The organism is Flavobacterium terrisoli, assembly GCF_030167905.1.
Lineage (GTDB): Bacteria > Bacteroidota > Bacteroidia > Flavobacteriales > Flavobacteriaceae > Flavobacterium > Flavobacterium terrisoli.
In genome coordinates this window covers 251,867-270,773 of the sequence record NZ_JARGNA010000005.1, presented here as the reverse complement: position 1 = coordinate 270,773, position 18,907 = coordinate 251,867, and the positions used below count along the sequence as shown (strand labels likewise).

Here is an 18,907-nt window from a genome sequence, read left to right as displayed (position 1 = left end):
GCAGTATCTTTTTTTGTCACACCGAGCGCAGTCGAGGTGCTTATTTTAAAAAAAGGATACTTGCTGCAATCGGGGCTAAAAATGTAAAAACCATGACTTTCAGATATGCCCGACACACCAACGATTTAGAAAGAATCAAAGCTTTCTATATTGATGTTTTGGGCATGGAATTATTGGGCAGTTTTGAAAACCATGATGGTTATGACGGTATTTTTATTGGGAAACCAACGCTAGACTGGCATTTGGAATTTACAAAATCCGACGATTTGGCCAAGCACACTTTTGATGAAGACGATATACTGGTTTTTTATCCGAAAACCATATCAGAATATAAAGCTTTGATTGATCAGCTGGCCGAAAACGGTATTAAAACCATTGAGTCAAAAAATCCCTATTGGAACCAAAACGGCATTATGGTTTTAGATCCTGACGGCTATCGCATTATCATTTCAAGCTCAAAAACGGCATGAATCTAATTCTTGAAACCGAACGATTGATCCTTCGCCCATTGGAACTTTCTGATGTGGATGATTTCTTTGCGATGAATAACAACCCAAATGTCAATGCCTATTTGAGAAATCCTTTGCAGACAAGAGAAGAAACCAAACAGTACATTCAGAAAATCATCAATGAATACCAGAAAAACGGGATTGGAAGATTTGCCGTGATTTTAAAGAACACGAATAAACTCATCGGCTTTTCAGGGTTAAAATACAGGGCGGCTTTAGAAAACAATCATATCGATTTTTATGATTTGGGCTATCGGTTTGCCGAAGAACACTGGCGCAAAGGTTACGCCACCGAAGCGGCAATCGCCTGGTTGGAATACGGCTTCAACACAATGAAACTGCCTATCATCTATGCCTGCGCCGTGAGTGACAATATTGGTTCCAATACCGTTTTGCAAAAACTCGGTTTTGAATTTACCAATGAATATTTAGCCAATAATCAGCCACACAGTTGGTACCAATTTGAAAAAAACAAATTCAATAAATGAACATAACTCTAGCAACCGACCGACTTATACTTCGCCCATTGGAACTTTCTGATGCAGCCGATATGTTTGCCATGGATAGTAATCCCGAAGTGCACAAATACCTTTGGCAGAATCCGACACAAACCATTGAAGAAATCATTAAAGTTATCGAAAACATCCACGGTCAATATGAAAGAAATAATATTGGTCGATTTGCCACAATCCTAAAAGAAACCGGCGAATTCATCGGTTGGACTGGTATCAAATTTATCACTGATGAACCCGAAAACGGTAATATCAACTTTTATGATTATGGCTATCGATTGAACCCAAAATTCTGGGGCAAAGGTTATGCTTCTGAAGCTTCATTGGCCTGGTTGGATTATGGTTTTAACGAAATGAAAATTGATATTATGAACGCCTATGCGCATCACGAAAATGGCGCTTCCAATCGTGTTTTGGAAAAAATCGGAATGTCATTCATTGAAAACTATCCCGATAAAGATGGTGTCATCTGGAATTGGTGGCAAATGAAAAACCCTAATCGTTAATACTATTTTGGGGAATTTGACGTTTATATTATAGTTAATGGCAAGACTAAATCAACTATTATGAGAAAACATAGTTTAATTTTTCTTCTTTTTGTCCAAATGTTATTTTCCTTTTGTTCAAGACAAACAGAAAAAGATAAGCTTGACAAAAAAGTCCAGATTGCGGTTGATAGCTTATCTAAAGAAAAGCTGGTTTTGCTAGATGAAACAAGCGAAAATAGAAAATTTAAAGCTCTGCAAAATATTGCTTCAAATGACGATCTAGTATTTTTAACTGAACATGACAATGCACTTTTAAGATGTTATGCTTTTAGAGGTTTAGCTGAAAGAAATTATTCTGAAATTAGAGAATTATTTCATACTCATTTGAAAGATACAGCAACTGTAACTGTTCATTTGTCTGGAACTTGTACACGAGTGAAAATGCCAGTTCATGGTTTTATGTTAGACCAATTACATCCATCTGCGAAGTGTAAATACAAGTTAAGCAGAAGTGAATATGACAAATACTTTGATAATGCATATAAAATTAAGTCCAGCCATTAAAGCAGTTTTTCGCTAAACAAAACAAAAAAACAATGAAGCATTTATTATTGACTTTATGCATTATTTACTTCTTCACCGTTGGTTGCAGCGATAACGATGCAACCGGAACGGAGAAAAGATCGTTTTATATGGGCGTAACGCCATGGCCGGGCGATTTCACTCTAGCAGAAGTGGATACCGTTTACCAGTTCATCAACGAGCATTGCGATATGGTTTCCCATCATTTTGACGATGGCATTCCCTATGAAGAAGCATTCAACAACCAACCCATGCCTGTCCAACTCCAACAGGATGTGCAAAACAGGATTACAAGGACTTCAGCCAATAAGAAAATTTTATTGAGCGTTTCGGCTTTGAATTTAACCCGAATCCACAAAGCAGATTACTATGCCAATTCAACAGTTTCCGGAACGATTCAGGACAACTGGGAAAATTTACCGGTCAATCATCCTGATGTAATTATGGCCTATAAAAATTATATGAGTTGGTTAATCGATTCTTTTCAACCTGATTATATCAACTATGGCGTTGAAAGTAATGTGGCTACTTTTCCAAATGCTGATTTTGCGTTATACAAAGATTTTTTATCCCAGATTTACCCTTATCTGAAAAACAAATACCCAAACATTCCTCTATTCGTGAGCTTTATCGTGGATGAAACTACCGAAGGTCTCAACAATGCCAATCAGTTAATTCCCTATACCGATTATGTCGGATTGAGTGCTTATCCTTATGTCACCGTAAGTTCTTCTGCGGGAGGAAACACAAATCCCGCGCTGTTTCCGGCGAATTATTTTGAGCGATTCATCAATTTGGCCAACAAACCTTTGGTGATTGCCGAGACCGCCTATATAGCTGAAAACTTAGTCATTCCATCATTCAGTTTAAACAAACAGGGCACCGAAGCTTGGCAAAAGGATTATCTGGAGAAAATGTGCCAACTTTGCAATACGCATCAGGCCGAATTCATCATTTGGTTCTGCAGTAAAGATTATGATCACGCCAATCAGACTTTGGTGTCGATGGGTTTATACCAGGATTTATTTGGTCTTTGGCAGGACACCGGCTTAAAAGATCAGAACGGCAACGAACGTCTGGCTTATGATTCCTGGCTGCAATGGATGGCAAAACAAAAAAACTAAATCAATCATGAAAACAATACGAATCGCCGGCGTTCCGGAACATTTTAATTTACCTTGGCATTTATGCATCGATGATGGCGAGTTTGAGAAAGTCGGCATCGATTTGCAATGGACTGATGTTCCTGAAGGCACAGGCAAAATGTGTCAAATGCTCCGCGATGGTGAAACTGATATTGCGGTAATTTTAACCGAAGGCATTGTCAAAGACATTGTTGGCGGTAATCCGAGTTCGATTGTACAGGTTTATGTCGAAAGCCCATTGATTTGGGGAATACATGTTGGTGCCCATTCAAATTATAAAACTTTAGCCGATTTGGAAAACACCAAAGTGGCGATTTCACGTTATGGATCAGGTTCCCATTTGATGGCGTATGTAAATGCACAAAATAATAACTGGAACACCGAAAAATTAGAATTTGAAATCGTCAACACCATTGATGGCGCGGTGGAAGCCTTAACCAATGGCACTGCCGATTATTTCATGTGGGAACGTTTTATGACCAAACCTTTGGTAGACAAAGGTGTTTTTCGTCGTGTTGCCGATTGTCCAACGCCTTGGCCTTGCTTTGTGATTGCGGTTCGAAATGAATTTTTGGAGAACAATTTTCAAACGGTTGATCTACTTCTCGATATTATCAATAATACTACCGCCGAGTTCAAAGACATTCCAAGTATTGACAGAACTTTGGCGTCCAAATACCATCAAAAAACCGAAGATATTCAGGAATGGTTATCGCTGACCAAATGGTCGCAAAAACCTTTAGAAGAGAAAGTGTTAAACAAAATTCAAAATCAATTGTTTGACCTCAAAATTATCGGGAAAAAAGGTACTTTTGCTGAAATCGTAAAAGCCGTTTAGCTTCTACATTGGCAATATGATAAAATCAAGGAATCTTACTTATCAGCAACTTAAGGAGAAATTCAGGATAAAAAGTCCGTGGGACATGGTTATCATTTTTGCCCTGAACATTCTGATTACCATCCCTGTTTTTATCATTATCCATCACAATTTAATTGAACTAGATTGGCTTTTTCACATCGACAGGATCATATTATTTGTCCTAATTCTTGTCATCTTGCAATTGCTACTGCGACTATTGAGAAGAGTGACTTTGATTTCTGTCATCATCTATCTTCTGATACTAGGTTATGGCAGTTTGTTTAGTGATTATGGTTTTCATACCGTTTTTGAGGATTACCGTTCGATGATTTATACGATGAATGATGATCCTTATCCGCAAGATCTTATCATTTCCAAATTATTGCCTTTTCCTAATAAGTCTAAGATATTGGATGCCATAGAGTATCAGAATCCTAAAATCAGGAATTTTGCCATTATGGCCACTTCCAAGCATTTCAAAAATGTAAAAGGCTATCACGATTATTTTACTATCATCCAGTCTTTTGCTGTTTTTAAGGAAATCAATACACGCTGGAACTACGTCAGCGATCCCAAAGGACACGATTATATTGCCACTGCGACTGAATCTTTGCAGTACCTATCGGGGGATTGTGATGATCACACCATTCTGATGGTGGCTGCCATCAAATCAATCGGAGGAACGACCAGGATTATTCACACTAAAGGACATATGTATCCCGAAATATTGATTGGCCAGAAGAAGGATTTGGAACGGGTCAATTACGCTATTAAAAAAGAACTCTTTCCATTGGAAACTAAAAACAAACCCATCAATTACCACATCGATGAACGGGGAAACATTTGGCTGAATCTCGATTACACGGCCAAATATCCCGGCGGTCCGTTTATGAATGAAGAAATTTTAGGAGCGTTAACCTTAGAATAATTCTTATCCAATTTATAATTACTGACTATTTTATTTAGTATATTCGTTTCGTATAAAACAATCCAAAATGAAAAAATTGCTTTGCCTGTTTCTGTTGGTTTCCTTGGCTTCACAAGCCCAGGAGAGTTCACCTTTGGACAAAAAGAAAAATGAATTCAGAGTTGATGTTTTGTCAGCTATTGTTTGGCAAAAAGCCAGTTTGAGTTATGAACGTTATTTTAACGGAAATTTTTCGACCGGTTTCAATGTTAACTTTTCAGATAGTAATAAATTGAATGATGACTTTGATAACGGATACCGAAATAATGTACCCAAGTTTGAATTCAATCCTTACGTGCGTTACAAATTATCAAAAGGCCGAAGCAGTTTCTACTTTGCCGAAGTATTTGCTTCTTATAATGGCGGAGATTTCAAAGAAATTGTTCGTTTAGAAGATGAATTTGGAAACGGTTATTACACCACAAAAAAATCAACGTATTCCGACTTTGGATTGGGTGGTGGTTTAGGCTATAAAATGTACATCAAGGATTCTTTTGTCATTGAATTTTTAGCCGGATTTGGTTCAAACCTGACCAACCGCGAGAAAAGCCCGGATGTGATTTCAAGAGTAGGATTTAATATAGGTTACCGATTTTAATTCAAAAAACATGAAAAAACTATCATACATCGCTTTACTATTGGTTACCGGTTTATTTACAGGCTGCGACACCAATGACGATACGTTTTACAAAACCATTTATGTGGAAGGCAACAATACTATTGTAACATTTTCGCCTCAGACCACTTACACTGTGGGAGATTATTTTTATGTAAATGCGGATATTAACCGCTATATTGACGAACCAGGACATCCGGGTTCGCAATTAGATGTTTACAGAACTACCGGAAATGCACCTGAATTTGTTTTTTCGTATGTGATTGAACGCAAAATAAATGCTACCGATTGGCAGGTGGTTACTGTAAATGACAATCAGCTCGACATCAACCAAGGAGATGCTCAAAACGGTGCGTTTGTTTATGGCGTTTGTGAGTATAATACCGTAACAGAAGAATATCGTTATGACGTTGGTTTTCCATTATTGACAGCCGGAAATTACCGTGTTGCCTTTGGTTACAACAGTGCTTCAACCAACAGTGTAGAATTGGTTTCTCAAAACTCAACTAAAAACTTGATTGTAAACCTGAATGCAGCTGTGGCAAATCTTGACGCCAGTGGTTTCTTTTATTTCAATGTAAACTAGGCATTACCACTGGATTTCGGCTGCACCGATTGTTTGCAGGTAGGCATTGGTCTTGCTGAAATGTTTGTTGCCAAACCACAGTCCGCGATTAGCGCTCAATGGTGACGGATGTCCGGTTTCCAATACATAGTGTCGCGCACGGTCGATTCTAGCACCTTTCTTTTTGGCAAATCCACCCCAAAGCAGGAACACGACATTTTGCTTTTCGTCTGATATTTTTTGTATAACCGCATCGGTAAAGGTTTCCCAACCTTGGTTTTGATGGCTTCCGGCTTCGCTTTCACGAACGGTTAACGTAGCGTTGAGCAATAAAACGCCTTGGTCAGCCCAACGTTCCAGATTGCCGCTTCGGGGAAAAGGCATTTTCAAATCGGATTCGATTTCCTTGAAGATATTAATCAACGATGGCGGAAAAGCAATCCCATCATTGACGGAGAAACACAAACCATTGGCTTGTCCGACACCGTGATATGGATCCTGACCAATGATAACCACTTTGACATTGTCAAACGAACAATGATCAAAAGCAGCAAAAATTTGGGTGCCAATCGGAAAACAAGTCTTCGTGGCATATTCGTTTTTTACAAAAGAGACTAACTTCTCAAAATAAGATTTCTCAAATTCAGCAGAAAGTTGGTCGTGCCAGGAAGAATGTATTTTGATTAACATCTTATAAAATTTTACCAAAAATAGCGTTTTCTGTTGCAATATGGATTTTATCCTTTGTAACTTTGAACCAAAGACAATGATTGAATGATATCGATTACAGATAAAACACTACAGGATTTAGAATTTAATACCGTTTTGCATACCATTTCAGACAGATGTAATACTGAAATCGGGAAACAGAAAGCATTGGAAATCGTTCCTTTCAAAAACAAGGAAACCTTGATGGATGCACTGTTGCAAACCTCCGAATACTTATCCTCTTTTACCAACAACAACGCGATTCCAAATCACGGATTTGAGAATATCACCAATGATATTAAGTTTCTTGGCATCGAAGACAGTTTCCTTGAAGTGGGCAGTTTCAGAAAAATAGCCACACTTTCGGAAACTACGAATGCATTATTACTGTTCCTGAAAAAATTCCATGATTATTACCCAAAGCTAAACGAGAAAGCAGCACAAATAGAATACACCAAATTCATCATTCAGAAAATTGATGAAGTGGTTGACAAATATGGCGAAATCAAAGACAATGCTTCGCCTGAACTGGTTAATATCCGAAGAGATATGAACCTGGTTCGAGGCAAAGTCAACCAAAGTTTTGGTCAGGCTTTGAGCCAATACAACGGTTTGGGTTATTTGGATGAAATCAAAGAAAGCATTGTTGAAAACCGCAGGGTTCTGGCGGTTCTGGCTATGTACAGGCGAAAAGTAAAAGGTTCCATTTTGGGCAGTTCCAAAACCGGAAGCATTGCGTATATCGAACCTGAAGCGACTTTGCGCTATTCAAGGGAACTGAACAATCTTGAATATGAAGAACGCGAGGAAATCACTAAGATTCTAAAGAAATTATCGAATGACATACGTCCGTATATCAACTTATTAAAGCAATACCAGGACTTTCTCAGTGATATTGATGTGGTTTCGGCCAAAGCCAAATATGCGCTTAAAATCAACGCCATATTACCTAAAATCATCGAAGATAAAAGGCTATATTTTAGGGATGCCTTCCATCCTATTTTGTTTTTAAACAATCTGGAGAAAAAGGAGAAAACATTTCCGCAAACCATCGAACTCAAAAATGACAGCCGAATCATTGTGATTTCGGGACCTAATGCCGGCGGAAAAACCATCTCGCTTAAAACTGTTGGCTTACTTCAGTTGATGTTGCAATGTGGAATCTTAATTCCGGTGCACGAACGAAGCGAGACTTTCTTGTTTGACCGAATCCTGACCGATATCGGCGACAACCAATCGATAGAAAATCATTTGAGCACCTATAGTTACCGCTTGAAGAATATGAATTACTTTTTGAAAAAGTGCAATGCCAAAACCTTATTCCTGATTGACGAATTCGGAACCGGTTCAGATCCTGAACTCGGCGGTGCTTTGGCGGAGATTTTTCTGGAAGAATTCTATCACCGGGAAGCCTTCGGAATCATTACGACGCATTATTCCAATTTGAAGATTTTGGCGAACGAACTGCCATTTGCCTCCAATGCCAATATGCTTTTCGATGAGAAATCATTGGAACCGATGTACAAATTGATATTGGGACAAGCCGGAAGTTCGTTCACGTTTGAAGTCGCGCAAAAAAATGGTATTCCGTTTGGCTTAATCAATCGGGCAAAAAAGAAAATTGAAGGTGGAAAAGTGCGCTTTGACAAAACGATTGCGACTTTACAAAAAGAACGCTCTAAACTGGAGAAAACTTCATTAAACCTCAAAGAAGAAGAAACCAAAGCCCGTGAAGAAAGTAAAAAAATGGAAAACATCAATGCGAAGATCCAGGACAAACTGGAACGATATCAGGAATTGTATGATGCCAACCAACGCTTGATTTATATGGGCCAGAAAGTAGATGATCTTTCGGAGAAATATTTCAATAACAAAGACAAAAAAGTCCTGATTGGCGAATTCCTCAAAATGGTGGAAATCGAAAACTCCAAACGCAAGAAAGCCACTGTTAAGGAGAAAAAAGAAAAAGAAGTCATCCAAAAAAAGGTGGTTGAAGAAGTCAAAGTCATCGTAGAAGAAATCCGAAAGGAAAAGAAAGAGAAAAAAATCAAGGCTCAGAAACTGGAAGCTGAAAAGCCAAAAGTGACTCTGAAAATTGGCGACCGCGTTCGAATGATTGACGGAAAATCCATTGGCACCATTGATAAAATAGAGAAGAATAAAGCGGTGGTCAATTATGGCATCTTTACTTCAAAAGTGAGTTTGGAAGAACTGGAATTTGTACAAGCAAAATAAACTATGGAAATAGCAGACTTACCAAAAGACAAAAAAATCATTCTCTTTGATGGTGTTTGCAATCTTTGTAATGCTTCGGTGCAATTTGTCATTAAACATGATAAGAAAGATATTTTTCGATTTGTGGCGCTGCAATCAGCCTTGGGACAAAAAATCATAGAACACATCGGCATTGACCCAAAACATACGGACAGCTTTGTTTTGTATGAACCAACGAAAGCTTACTATTACAAAGCCGAAGCAGCTTTGAAAGCGGTAAATGAATTTGGTGGTGTTTATTCTTTGTTACAAATATTCCATATTTTTCCAAAATTCATTTCCAATGCCGTTTATGATTATATCGCCAGAAACCGTTACAAATGGTATGGCAGACAGGAATCCTGCATGATTCCTACGCCGGAGCTTAAAGACAAATTCCTGGAATAACTTTCCTGAAAAATAAGAACAAAAAAAAAACGACTAAGTTTCCTTAGTCGTTTTCTATTATGGTATTATTTGAAATTATTCAATAACCAATTTCTTAGTTAAGCTACCTCTGTCAGTAGAGATGTTCATCATATAAACACCATTCGCTAAATCAGAAACATTGATTTGAGTTTCAGAAACGTTAGCTACTTTTTGAGATTTAACTACTCTACCGTTCATGTCAACGATTTCAGCACCATTAACTAAAGCGTCAGTAGTATTAGAAATAGTTACAAAATTGTTCGCAGGGTTTGGATAAACATTAAAGCTAGAAGCTAAGAATTGATCGTTAGCTAAAACTGAAGTTATTGCTACAGTATCAAGGAACATGTTTGTATTAGTAGTAACCGCTGGTGAAGCATTGTTCATGATTACGTAGTATGTTCCTGCTGTTGGAGCAGTAAATGTTCTTGTTTGTTGTACATAAACATTTCCACTAACAGAAATATCTGCACCTGCTTGAGTAGCACCTGTAAGAGTTAGAGCATTGTTAAACCAAACTTTTAAAGTTTGAGCTGAACCAGCCACATTGTTCAATCTTGTCCAGAATGTTACAGTTACTTGCTCATTAGCTTGTAAAGCAATAGCTCTTGAGTACAATGCGTGATTTACCGCAGCAGTAGTACTGGCATTACTGAAATAAAAGTACTGACCACTATGACCTAAAGTTGTAGAAGTTGTTAATGACCATCCTGATGCTAAGAATCCGGCTGCTAAGTCATTTTCGTCATCAAAGTCATTTGAATACGGTAAAGTAACCGCCAAATAAAGAGAGAAAGGACCAACATAAACACTTTGAGAAGCACCACAATTGTTTCTTAAGTAATAATCAACTACTGTAGAAGCTGCGCCACTAACTGTCACAGAGTTTGTAGTAGAGTTTACAACAGTTCCTGTTCCTTGAGCAAAATCAACAGGACCATATTCTACATCATAACTTGCAGGATTTCCAATACCTACAGCCCAGTTTAATTGACCATTCGTAGTTGTGATATTTGTTGGTTGAGTTACTCCGGCAGCATTAGGCATAACACAATCTACAACTGCAAAAAGGAAATCAAAATCAAATCCAAGAGCAGACCATCTGTCATCCCATTGGATATAATAAGTTGTTCCTGACTGAACCGGGAAAGTTAAAGTTGTTAGATAATTATCTCCAGAAACGTCGTCTGAACCAGCATAACATACTAAAGCAGCACAAGTTCCTGTAAATACAGATACCCTTGTATCATCATTACCTGTCGCTTGAAACAAGTCACTATTTAGTGTTACTTCACCATCTGCTGTAGCAGTATAAGACCACCACATAGCATTAGGGTTAGCAACGTTACCATTAGGTGCACAAGTTCCAACATAAGTTCCTGTAATTGCCGGACTGGTGTACAAACCGTCAGCAGTAATTGCGGTAGCAGTAGCACATGTTAATCCCTGCGCGGATACGTTTGAAATTCCCATTACAAGGAAAGAAAAGAGTAAAAGTTTTTTCATAAATATTGATTTTTTTAGAGTTTAAGAAACAAATTTAATAAAGTATTTGAAATAACATACAATTTTAACTATCTTTTTCCCATTTGCCGACAACCGATGTGGCTATTGCATTTCCAAGCACATTAGTTGCGCTTCTGAACATGTCACAAAAATGGTCAATTGGCAAGATTAGCGCTATGCCTTCAATAGGGATTTTAAACATTCCGCAGGTGGCAGCTACTACTACCAGACTCGCACGCGGAACTCCCGCAATCCCTTTACTGGTAAGCATTAAGACCAACAACATTGTCATTTGGGTTCCGGTATCCAAATGCACTCCATAGGCCTGCGCGATAAAAATACTGGCAAAAGTCATATACATCATACTACCATCCAGATTGAACGAATAGCCCAAAGGGAGCATAAAAGAAACTATCTTGTCTTTTACCCCAAAACGCTCTAATTCTTCCGTTAATTTAGGAAAAACTGCTTCGCTGCTGGTTGTTCCAAAAGCAATAATCAATGGACTGACAATTCTTTTCAGGAGATTTGTCATGGCACCTTTGAGGAAGATATAGCCAATCAAAAGTAAAACCACCCAAAGTGTTGAGATTCCAACTAAAAATGAACCAAAAAACTTAGCATAGGTAATCAATAATTCATTTAAGTCACGGATGGCAAAAACACCTGCGATGGCACCGAACACGCCAATCGGTGCAAATTTCATTACATAGTTCACCATTTTAAGGATAATATGCGAGGTCTTATCCAATGCTTTCACTACCGGCTTGGCATTATCACCAATAGAAGCGGCCGCTAATCCGAAGAAAATAGAGAAAATAACGATTTGCAAAATCTCATTGGTCGCCATCGCTTCCACGATACTTTTCGGGATGATGTGCTCGATGAAATTCTGTGCCGAAAAGTTTTGCGTTTTATCCGTTACTTCTGCGGCGGTTGACGCATCAACATCAGTCAATTGCAAACCGGTTCCAGGATGCAGCACATTTACCCAAAACATTCCGATTAACAGCGAAATCAAAGAAGCTGAAAAGAACCAGCCCAATGCCTTGCCTCCTATTCTGCCTACTGCTTTGATGTCACCCAATTTGGCAATGCCGACAACCAAAGTCGTGAACACCAACGGCGAAATTATCATTTGAACCAAACGGATAAAAACGGTCGCTAACATCTTGATGTATCCGCTAAACTCTTTAGCCGATTCTTCGCTGTAATTGTTGTGCACATAAATCCCGATTAGTGCGCCAATAATCATGGCAATCAGGATTTGAACGGTAAGGTTGGAGAAAAAAGACTTCTTTTGAGTTTGGGTTGTATTCATTTTTTTTAGTTTTCAGTCTCAGTCATCAGTCTCAGTTTACAGTTTTAACTTTACTGCCAACTGTTACCGCATTCTGACCACTAATATTATTGGTATGTTTTGTTTATCAAATAAAAATCGGCTAAGACCAAAGCGGCCATGGCTTCTACTATTGGTACTGCTCTCGGTACCACACAAGGATCATGTCGGCCTTTGCCCTGTTGCTCTACAATCGTATGCTGATTGGTCAAGACTTCTTGTTTTTGAATCAAAGTCGCCACTGGCTTGAAGGCAACCCTGAAATAGATATCCATTCCATTGGAAATGCCTCCTTGAATACCGCCCGAAAGATTGGTTTTTGTCGTTCCATCTTCGTTGTATAAATCATTGTGTTCGCTGCCTTTCATCTTGGCACCGCAAAATCCACTGCCATATTCAAAACCGTGAACTGCATTGATAGACAACATGGCCTTTCCAAGCTCAGCATGAAGCTTATCAAAAACAGGTTCGCCCAATCCTATGGGCACATTCTGAATCACACAGGTAACAGTTCCGCCAACAGTGTCGCCTTCTTTTCTGATTTCCTTGATGTAGTTTTCCATTTTTTCGGCTGTCGCCAAATCGGGACAACGCACGGCATTGCTTTCGGTCAACGAGAAATCCAGAGCCTGGTATGGTTTATCGATAAAAATATCGCCTACAGACGAAACAAAAGCATTGATTTTGATATTATCCAAAACCTGTTTAGCAATCGCACCGGCGACAACCCTGCAGGCTGTTTCACGCGCCGAACTTCTTCCGCCGCCACGGTAATCGCGGATGCCATATTTTTTCTCATACACATAATCGGCATGGCTTGGTCGGTAACTGTCTTTGATATGGGAATAATCATCCGACTTCTGATTGGTATTGGGAATGATAAAACCTATTGGTGTTCCGGTCGTCTTTCCCTCAAAAATACCGGAAAGAAACTGTACTTCGTCTTCTTCTTTTCTTTGGGTAACAATACTAGACTGCCCAGGTTTTCTGCGTTGCATCTCGAGTTGAATTGCCTCCAGATTGAGGGCCATTCCTGCCGGGCAACCATCTATGATGCCGCCTAAAGCTTCACCATGTGATTCCCCGAAAGTAGTGAGTTTAAAAAGTGTTCCGTAGCTATTTCCGGCCATTGTATAATCTTTTAAACAAATATAGTTTTTTGATATTATTTACCGAAATTTGTATTGATATTATTTTTTGGCAAGAGAAATAGTAATTTTATAACTTTTATCAAATATTATGTAAGCCCTCAACGATATATAGCCCTAACTTTGTTTTAGTAGAATTGTTACTACAAATTGAATCTAATTGTAGCTACATTTTCTACTTTTTAATATATCTAACTTTACATTTTTAAAAACAAAATTCAAGAATTATGAAAAAATTATTTCTAAGTGCCTTTATGCTAATAGGATTAGCATTCAGCACACAAGCGCAACAATTTTCAAAGAACGCATTAGGACTGCGTTTGGGAGACAATGACGGTTTTGGTGGTGAAATATCCTATCAGAGAGGTCTGTCAAAAAACAACCGTTTGGAACTAGATTTAGGTTGGAGAAACAGCAAAAACATTGATGCTATTAAAGTTGTTGGTTTGTACCAATGGGTTTGGAACATCGAAGGAGGATTTAATTGGTACGCCGGAGTTGGTGGTGGTATCGGAAGTTGGAGCTATGATGGTCCCGGAGATCCAGATCCAGATGGAGGAACATTCTTATTAGCTGCCGGTGATATTGGAATAGAATATAATTTTGATATTCCTTTGCAAGTAGCATTAGACTTCAGACCTGAAATTTACTTTAGTGATAATCGAAGTGACTTTGATGATTATGACAGTTTCGGACCGGACCTTGCGTTGAGCATCCGTTACAGATGGTAATAATTTGCAGATAAATAAAAATCCCGCCTAAACAGCGGGATTTTTTTATTTGATAATGATTTGCTTTTTCGAATTGATTTTGATAATCGTATACGGAAAGACAATGCTGTCATCGGCCAAATCGGGTTCGACGCTTTTCTGTGTGTCTTTGACATAAACCTCGATAAAGTTATCGGTTTCCACCACTCTATCAATTTTTACCCTATTATAACTTTCCTTGGTTGGCCCCGAATTCAAAATGATAAAACTACTGTTGGTGGTATCGTTCTTATCAATTTTTTTGCGCAGGGTTTCATCGCTCAACAACATCATGATTTCCTTTGGTTCGGTAAGGATTTCATAAAACTTTATATTGGCTCCGCCATCATTGTTGGTGGTGAGCACTTCATACAAAGGTTTGTCTCCAGTGGTTTTTGTTGAAGAACAGGAAACCAGGAACAAGACTAAAATTATTGGGACTATTTTTCGCATTTGGCTTTATTTATGGCTTCAAGATACAGATTTTCATACAACGGCAATATGTTTTTGATATCAAATTGCTTGGCAACTCCCAAGGCATTTGTTTTAAATTGTTGCAAAGTGGCTTCATCAGATAATATTTTCAAGGCGTTTTCGGCCATGTGTTCTACATCGCCCACATTACTAAGGTAACCCGAAACGCCATCGAAGTTTACTTCGGGCAAACCACCGGAATTACTCGAAATCACCGGCACGCTCCAGGCCATGGCTTCCAAAGCGGCCAATCCGAAACTCTCGGTTTCAGAAGGCAATAAGAACAAATCGGAATAGGATAAAATCTGGTCGATTTCATTGCTGTTGCCAAAGAAAATCACTTTGTCCTCAATCCCCAAATCTTTGCACAATTGCTCGGCTCTGCGTTTTTCGGGACCATCGCCTACCATCATTAGCTTGGCCGGGATTTTTTCCTGAATCTTATAGAATATCTTGATGATATCGGGGATGCATTTTACTTTTCTGAAGTTACTGATGTGCGTCACGATGCGTTCTTCTTTCTTCGCCATTACCGAACGCTGACAGGAAATCAGGCTTTCGTTTCTGATTTTGTCCAATTCAATAAAATTGGGAATCACATGGATTTCCTTTTTGATATTGAAAAAATTGTTGGTGTCGTCTTTCAAGCTTTGGGAAACCGAAGTCACAATATCTGATTTGTTGATGCTGAAAGTCACTGCTGGTTTGTACACCGGATGATTCCCAACCAACGTGATATCAGTTCCGTGAAGCGTGGTCACCATTGGGATTTTGATGCCTTCGCTCTTTAGCATTTGCTTCGCCATATAACCGGCATACGCATGCGGAATGGCATAATGTACATGCAACAATTCTATTTTGTAAAGTTTGACCATATCAACCAACTTGCTTGACAGCGCCAATTCATAAGGTTGGTAATGGAATAACGGATATTCGGGAACGTTTACTTCGTGGTAATGTACATTGGGGTTTAAGAGCGCCAAACGCACCGGCTGCCTATAGGTAATAAAATGGATTTCGTGTCCGCGATGGGCCAATTCGAGTCCGAGTTCTGTGGCAACTACACCACTACCGCCAAATGTAGGATAGCATACAATCGCTATTTTCATATTGTTTTTTTAGTACTACGAAATTAAGGAAAATTAAAGACCTATTTCCCTATGGATTGTTAAAATGTTATTTTCAGGACTTGTGGTATTTTTAGTATATTAGCAATTGGAGTGATTGGCTAACAGGCATTTTTCATAATACTTCGGTCAATTGTCAATTTTCTACAGAAAATACATATTTTAGCTAAAAAATATTTTTACAATTCCAACTATACTTGAAGTTAAAACCGGACAGAATGGGCAACGCTAACCTAAAACAAAAAGAAACATCAACAAACTTAAAATCCTATAAATGAGAGCAAAATTACTTCTTCTATTCACTATAGTCACTTCTTTGTGTAACGCACAAATAGTGAATATTCCTGATGTCAATTTTAAAACCAAACTTTTAGGCGCCAGCACATCTAATATGATTGCAAAAAATTTAAGCGGTAATTATTTTAAGATTGATGCCAATAATGATAGTGAGATTCAACAAAACGAAGCGGATAACGTTTCTGAATTGTATCTAAACCTGCCTTTAAATAGTACTAATTATTTCATTACAAGTGTAATCGGAATTACCAATTTTAACAATTTAACTAAATTAGATTTAAGAAATAACAGAATCGAAGCCCTGAGTATTACCGGCATGCAACATCTTACCTATATTGACTGTAGCAATAATGATCAATGGCTTGATTCCATGACAATTCAAAATTTGCCTTTACTGGAGACGCTGTATTGCCAGTTTGCAGGTAGCAATACAACTACCCCTGTTTATTCGCTTTTGAATTTACCGGTTATCAAAACCATTAATTTTGTAGGCTGTAATTTTTTCGCTAACACCTTAGATAATCTAACAAGCCTTGAGAACATCCATGGAAATCAAGGTTTAAGATCGACGGTTACTTCGTTGAATTTAAGTAATAAACCTAATTTAAAAATCGTTGAATTAGACAACAACAGCCTGTCAAATTTAACTTTAGCACCAAATAATATCATTGAAGTGTTAAAGCTTTCAGGAAGTGACTTGACTACTTTTGACAAAACACTATTTACCAATTTACAAACCCTTGATTTAAGCTGGAATAAACTACCAGGGCTGGATGTTTCCAACATGACAACCCTTGTCAGCCTTGACTGTGATAATGCCAGCACCAGTTTCGCCTATGACTTCACTTCACTGAATGTTCAGGGCTGCACCAATCTTGTCACCCTGATTTGCTCCAGAAATGTTTTGACTAGTTTAGATTTGCATGATTTGACCAATTTGTACCGATTGGATTGTTATGGTAATGAGGACATATTTAGTGACACCGGATTACAGGTGATTAACCTAAAAAACTGCTGGAGTTTGAATAAAGCGATAGTGAACAGCAACCCTTATCTGACTGAGTTAGATTTATCATGTTCAAGCAATTACAGCGAAATAAGAGTTCAAAACTGTGATAATCTGCAAAGAATTAATTTAAAAAACGGCTCCAATGAAAGTAGCATAAATGCAGGTTTATTTACTTATTATTCTTGCCCGAATCTGACTTTGGTTGCTGTTGATTTTAATGAAAACTTTTCTTTTTTACCGGCAACCATCCAACAAAGCCCTTATTATAATTTCACCCCAAATTGTGCCTATAATACGGTTATCGGCAATGTGAGGTTTGACATTGAGGGTGATGGCTGTCAGAACAATATTGGTGTTGAAGGAATCAGGCTCAACTACAATTGTGCTATCCCTAATTGTTTTAATTTTTCAGACACTCAAGGGAATTTTATTTTGTACACACAAAGCAATTCAGTGACAATTACTCCTCAAAATGATTTGTATCCCTTATTTGATTTCGGCTTAACAGGCCCAATCGTTATCAATTTTACTCCAAATACTATTGTAGATTATGTGAATTTATGCTTAGCACCAAATATTCCGCACCATGATGTAGAGGTGACTCTTTTGCCAACAGAGCAAGCAAGACCGGGATTTGATACCCATTATAAAATTGTTTACAAAAATAAAGGCAATCAGATAGAATCGGGCTCAATCAACCTAACATTCAATGATGCAGTGATGGACTTGGTGATTTCTAATCCAATAGCTACTGTTTCAGCAAACAATTTACAGTGGCCTTTTTCTAATTTAATGCCTTTTGAGAGCAGAACTATTGAATTTATATTTAACGTCAATTCCCCAATAGAAACACCACCAGTCAATGCCGGTACTTTGTTAAATTTTACGGCAAGCATTACTGCTTCACCTTTGGATGAAAATCAAACAGATAATATCTCTGCTTTGCAACAAACAGTAGTAAACTCCTATGATCCCAATAATAAAATCTGTTTGGAAGGCGTTAATGTCTCTACAGCTTCAATAAATAACTATGTTCATTACATTGTTAATTTTGAAAATAATGGTACCGCAAACGCACAAAATATTGTAGTTAGGGACGTAATAGATTTAACAAAATTTGATATTTCAACCTTAGTTCCAATAGCTTCAAGTGATAATGTGAGAACAAGAGTTATAGATAGTAATGTAGTGGAATTTATTTTCGATAACATTAATCTTCCTTTTGATGATGCCAATAATGATGGTTTTATAGCCTTCAAGATTAAGACCAAATCCAATTTAGTTGTTGGAGATACTTTTAGCAACACAGCAAGTATCTATTTTGATTATAATTATCCAATAATAACCAATACTTTTGTTTCAACTATTTCATCCCTTGGCATACATGAAAACGGATTTGGAAATGTTTTTTCAGTGTATCCAAACCCTACCAAAGACTTGCTGCACTTCAAAACCGCCGACGAAATTATAAAGATTGAAGTTTATGATTTTATGGGAAGAGTTCTGAATTCGTTACCGGTATATGAAAACATCGTTGACCTAACCCACCTGAAAACTGGAAATTATATTATAAAAGCCTATACAGATAAAGAAGTAATCAATACAAAAATTATAAAAGAATAAAT

The 18,907-nt window shown here is 37.9% G+C and carries 19 protein-coding genes; 13 read left to right on the top strand and 6 right to left on the bottom strand.

The window, feature by feature from the left end:
• The first annotated feature begins 92 nt into the window (after positions 1-92).
• From P1K33_RS08820 to P1K33_RS08780, 9 genes are all read left to right on the top strand, one after another.
• Positions 93-470 (top strand): VOC family protein, encoded by a 378-nt coding sequence (locus tag P1K33_RS08820; protein WP_284652582.1) that lies wholly within the window; start codon positions 93-95, stop codon positions 468-470.
• Positions 467-997 carry a GNAT family N-acetyltransferase gene (locus P1K33_RS08815; protein WP_284652581.1) on the top strand — a complete coding sequence of 177 codons (531 nt, stop codon included), beginning with the start codon at positions 467-469 and terminating at the stop codon, positions 995-997. The genes P1K33_RS08820 and P1K33_RS08815 overlap by 4 nt, the downstream gene beginning before the upstream one ends.
• Positions 994-1,527, top strand: a complete 534-nt coding sequence (locus P1K33_RS08810; RefSeq protein ID WP_284652580.1) for a GNAT family N-acetyltransferase — start codon at positions 994-996, stop codon at positions 1,525-1,527. Before P1K33_RS08815 ends, P1K33_RS08810 begins: the two co-directional genes overlap by 4 nt.
• 60 nt (positions 1,528-1,587) lie before the next feature.
• On the top strand, positions 1,588-2,073 hold the full coding sequence (locus P1K33_RS08805; RefSeq protein WP_284652579.1) for a hypothetical protein: 486 nt from the start codon (positions 1,588-1,590) through the stop codon (positions 2,071-2,073).
• 32 nt (positions 2,074-2,105) lie between these two features.
• Positions 2,106-3,215 carry a hypothetical protein gene (locus tag P1K33_RS08800; RefSeq protein ID WP_284652577.1) on the top strand — a complete coding sequence of 370 codons (1,110 nt, stop codon included), beginning with the start codon at positions 2,106-2,108 and terminating at the stop codon, positions 3,213-3,215.
• Positions 3,216-3,222: 7 nt separating this feature from the next.
• The gene (locus P1K33_RS08795; protein WP_284652576.1) at positions 3,223-4,074 is read left to right on the top strand and encodes a substrate-binding domain-containing protein; all 852 of its coding nucleotides are present in this window, start codon (positions 3,223-3,225) and stop codon (positions 4,072-4,074) included.
• Between the two features lie 16 nt (positions 4,075-4,090).
• On the top strand, positions 4,091-5,023 hold the full coding sequence (locus P1K33_RS08790) for a transglutaminase-like domain-containing protein (RefSeq protein ID WP_284652575.1): 933 nt from the start codon (positions 4,091-4,093) through the stop codon (positions 5,021-5,023).
• Positions 5,024-5,090: 67 nt separating this feature from the next.
• Positions 5,091-5,660 (top strand): hypothetical protein, encoded by a 570-nt coding sequence (locus P1K33_RS08785; protein WP_284652574.1) that lies wholly within the window; start codon positions 5,091-5,093, stop codon positions 5,658-5,660.
• Between the two features lie 10 nt (positions 5,661-5,670).
• Positions 5,671-6,264: a hypothetical protein gene (locus P1K33_RS08780; RefSeq protein WP_284652573.1), complete on the top strand. Its 594-nt coding sequence runs from the start codon at positions 5,671-5,673 to the stop codon at positions 6,262-6,264.
• Between the two features lie 3 nt (positions 6,265-6,267).
• Here the strand turns inward: P1K33_RS08780 and ung are convergent, their stop codons facing one another.
• Positions 6,268-6,933, bottom strand: coding sequence for a uracil-DNA glycosylase (gene ung, locus P1K33_RS08775; protein ID WP_284652572.1), 666 nt, complete (start codon positions 6,931-6,933; stop codon positions 6,268-6,270).
• An 84-nt stretch (positions 6,934-7,017) separates the two neighbouring features.
• Here ung and P1K33_RS08770 point away from each other — a divergent pair, with 84 nt between their 5' ends.
• Both P1K33_RS08770 and P1K33_RS08765 read left to right on the top strand, forming a co-directional pair.
• Positions 7,018-9,186, top strand: coding sequence for an endonuclease MutS2 (locus tag P1K33_RS08770; RefSeq protein WP_284652571.1), 2,169 nt, complete (start codon positions 7,018-7,020; stop codon positions 9,184-9,186).
• 3 nt (positions 9,187-9,189) lie between these two features.
• Complete coding sequence (locus tag P1K33_RS08765) at positions 9,190-9,612, top strand: thiol-disulfide oxidoreductase DCC family protein (RefSeq protein WP_372508219.1); 423 nt, start codon at positions 9,190-9,192, stop codon at positions 9,610-9,612.
• 75 nt (positions 9,613-9,687) lie between these two features.
• On the opposite strand, the gene P1K33_RS08760 is transcribed toward P1K33_RS08765, so the two are convergent.
• From P1K33_RS08760 to aroC, 3 genes are all read right to left on the bottom strand, one after another.
• Entirely contained in the window at positions 9,688-11,139 is a 1,452-nt protein-coding gene (locus P1K33_RS08760) for a T9SS type A sorting domain-containing protein (RefSeq protein ID WP_284652570.1), read from the bottom strand.
• Between the two features lie 64 nt (positions 11,140-11,203).
• Positions 11,204-12,460: a dicarboxylate/amino acid:cation symporter gene (locus tag P1K33_RS08755; RefSeq protein WP_284652569.1), complete on the bottom strand. Its 1,257-nt coding sequence runs from the start codon at positions 12,458-12,460 to the stop codon at positions 11,204-11,206.
• An 86-nt stretch (positions 12,461-12,546) separates the two neighbouring features.
• On the bottom strand, positions 12,547-13,608 hold the full coding sequence (gene aroC, locus P1K33_RS08750; protein ID WP_284652568.1) for a chorismate synthase: 1,062 nt from the start codon (positions 13,606-13,608) through the stop codon (positions 12,547-12,549).
• A gap of 245 nt (positions 13,609-13,853) precedes the next feature.
• Between aroC and P1K33_RS08745 the strand changes: the two genes are divergently transcribed.
• The gene (locus P1K33_RS08745) at positions 13,854-14,357 is read left to right on the top strand and encodes a hypothetical protein (RefSeq protein WP_284652567.1); all 504 of its coding nucleotides are present in this window, start codon (positions 13,854-13,856) and stop codon (positions 14,355-14,357) included.
• 45 nt (positions 14,358-14,402) lie between these two features.
• On the opposite strand, the gene P1K33_RS08740 is transcribed toward P1K33_RS08745, so the two are convergent.
• Together P1K33_RS08740 and bshA are read right to left on the bottom strand one after the other, a co-directional pair.
• Positions 14,403-14,828 carry a hypothetical protein gene (locus P1K33_RS08740; RefSeq protein ID WP_284652566.1) on the bottom strand — a complete coding sequence of 142 codons (426 nt, stop codon included), beginning with the start codon at positions 14,826-14,828 and terminating at the stop codon, positions 14,403-14,405.
• Positions 14,816-15,958 carry an N-acetyl-alpha-D-glucosaminyl L-malate synthase BshA gene (gene bshA, locus P1K33_RS08735; RefSeq protein WP_284652565.1) on the bottom strand — a complete coding sequence of 381 codons (1,143 nt, stop codon included), beginning with the start codon at positions 15,956-15,958 and terminating at the stop codon, positions 14,816-14,818. The genes P1K33_RS08740 and bshA overlap by 13 nt, the downstream gene beginning before the upstream one ends.
• A gap of 292 nt (positions 15,959-16,250) precedes the next feature.
• Here bshA and P1K33_RS08730 point away from each other — a divergent pair, with 292 nt between their 5' ends.
• The gene (locus P1K33_RS08730) at positions 16,251-18,905 is read left to right on the top strand and encodes a DUF7619 domain-containing protein (RefSeq protein ID WP_284652564.1); all 2,655 of its coding nucleotides are present in this window, start codon (positions 16,251-16,253) and stop codon (positions 18,903-18,905) included.
• Positions 18,906-18,907 lie beyond the last annotated feature (2 nt).

Coding starts and splice junctions, on each gene's coding strand:
- P1K33_RS08820 (WP_284652582.1), top strand. CDS start 93: ATGACTTTCAGATATGCCCGACACACCAACGATTTAGAAAGAATCAAA.
- P1K33_RS08815 (WP_284652581.1), top strand. CDS start 467: ATGAATCTAATTCTTGAAACCGAACGATTGATCCTTCGCCCATTGGAA.
- P1K33_RS08810 (WP_284652580.1), top strand. CDS start 994: ATGAACATAACTCTAGCAACCGACCGACTTATACTTCGCCCATTGGAA.
- P1K33_RS08805 (WP_284652579.1), top strand. CDS start 1,588: ATGAGAAAACATAGTTTAATTTTTCTTCTTTTTGTCCAAATGTTATTT.
- P1K33_RS08800 (WP_284652577.1), top strand. CDS start 2,106: ATGAAGCATTTATTATTGACTTTATGCATTATTTACTTCTTCACCGTT.
- P1K33_RS08795 (WP_284652576.1), top strand. CDS start 3,223: ATGAAAACAATACGAATCGCCGGCGTTCCGGAACATTTTAATTTACCT.
- P1K33_RS08790 (WP_284652575.1), top strand. CDS start 4,091: ATGATAAAATCAAGGAATCTTACTTATCAGCAACTTAAGGAGAAATTC.
- P1K33_RS08785 (WP_284652574.1), top strand. CDS start 5,091: ATGAAAAAATTGCTTTGCCTGTTTCTGTTGGTTTCCTTGGCTTCACAA.
- P1K33_RS08780 (WP_284652573.1), top strand. CDS start 5,671: ATGAAAAAACTATCATACATCGCTTTACTATTGGTTACCGGTTTATTT.
- ung (WP_284652572.1), bottom strand. CDS start 6,933: ATGTTAATCAAAATACATTCTTCCTGGCACGACCAACTTTCTGCTGAA.
- P1K33_RS08770 (WP_284652571.1), top strand. CDS start 7,018: ATGATATCGATTACAGATAAAACACTACAGGATTTAGAATTTAATACC.
- P1K33_RS08765 (WP_372508219.1), top strand. CDS start 9,190: ATGGAAATAGCAGACTTACCAAAAGACAAAAAAATCATTCTCTTTGAT.
- P1K33_RS08760 (WP_284652570.1), bottom strand. CDS start 11,139: ATGAAAAAACTTTTACTCTTTTCTTTCCTTGTAATGGGAATTTCAAAC.
- P1K33_RS08755 (WP_284652569.1), bottom strand. CDS start 12,460: ATGAATACAACCCAAACTCAAAAGAAGTCTTTTTTCTCCAACCTTACC.
- aroC (WP_284652568.1), bottom strand. CDS start 13,608: ATGGCCGGAAATAGCTACGGAACACTTTTTAAACTCACTACTTTCGGG.
- P1K33_RS08745 (WP_284652567.1), top strand. CDS start 13,854: ATGAAAAAATTATTTCTAAGTGCCTTTATGCTAATAGGATTAGCATTC.
- P1K33_RS08740 (WP_284652566.1), bottom strand. CDS start 14,828: ATGCGAAAAATAGTCCCAATAATTTTAGTCTTGTTCCTGGTTTCCTGT.
- bshA (WP_284652565.1), bottom strand. CDS start 15,958: ATGAAAATAGCGATTGTATGCTATCCTACATTTGGCGGTAGTGGTGTA.
- P1K33_RS08730 (WP_284652564.1), top strand. CDS start 16,251: ATGAGAGCAAAATTACTTCTTCTATTCACTATAGTCACTTCTTTGTGT.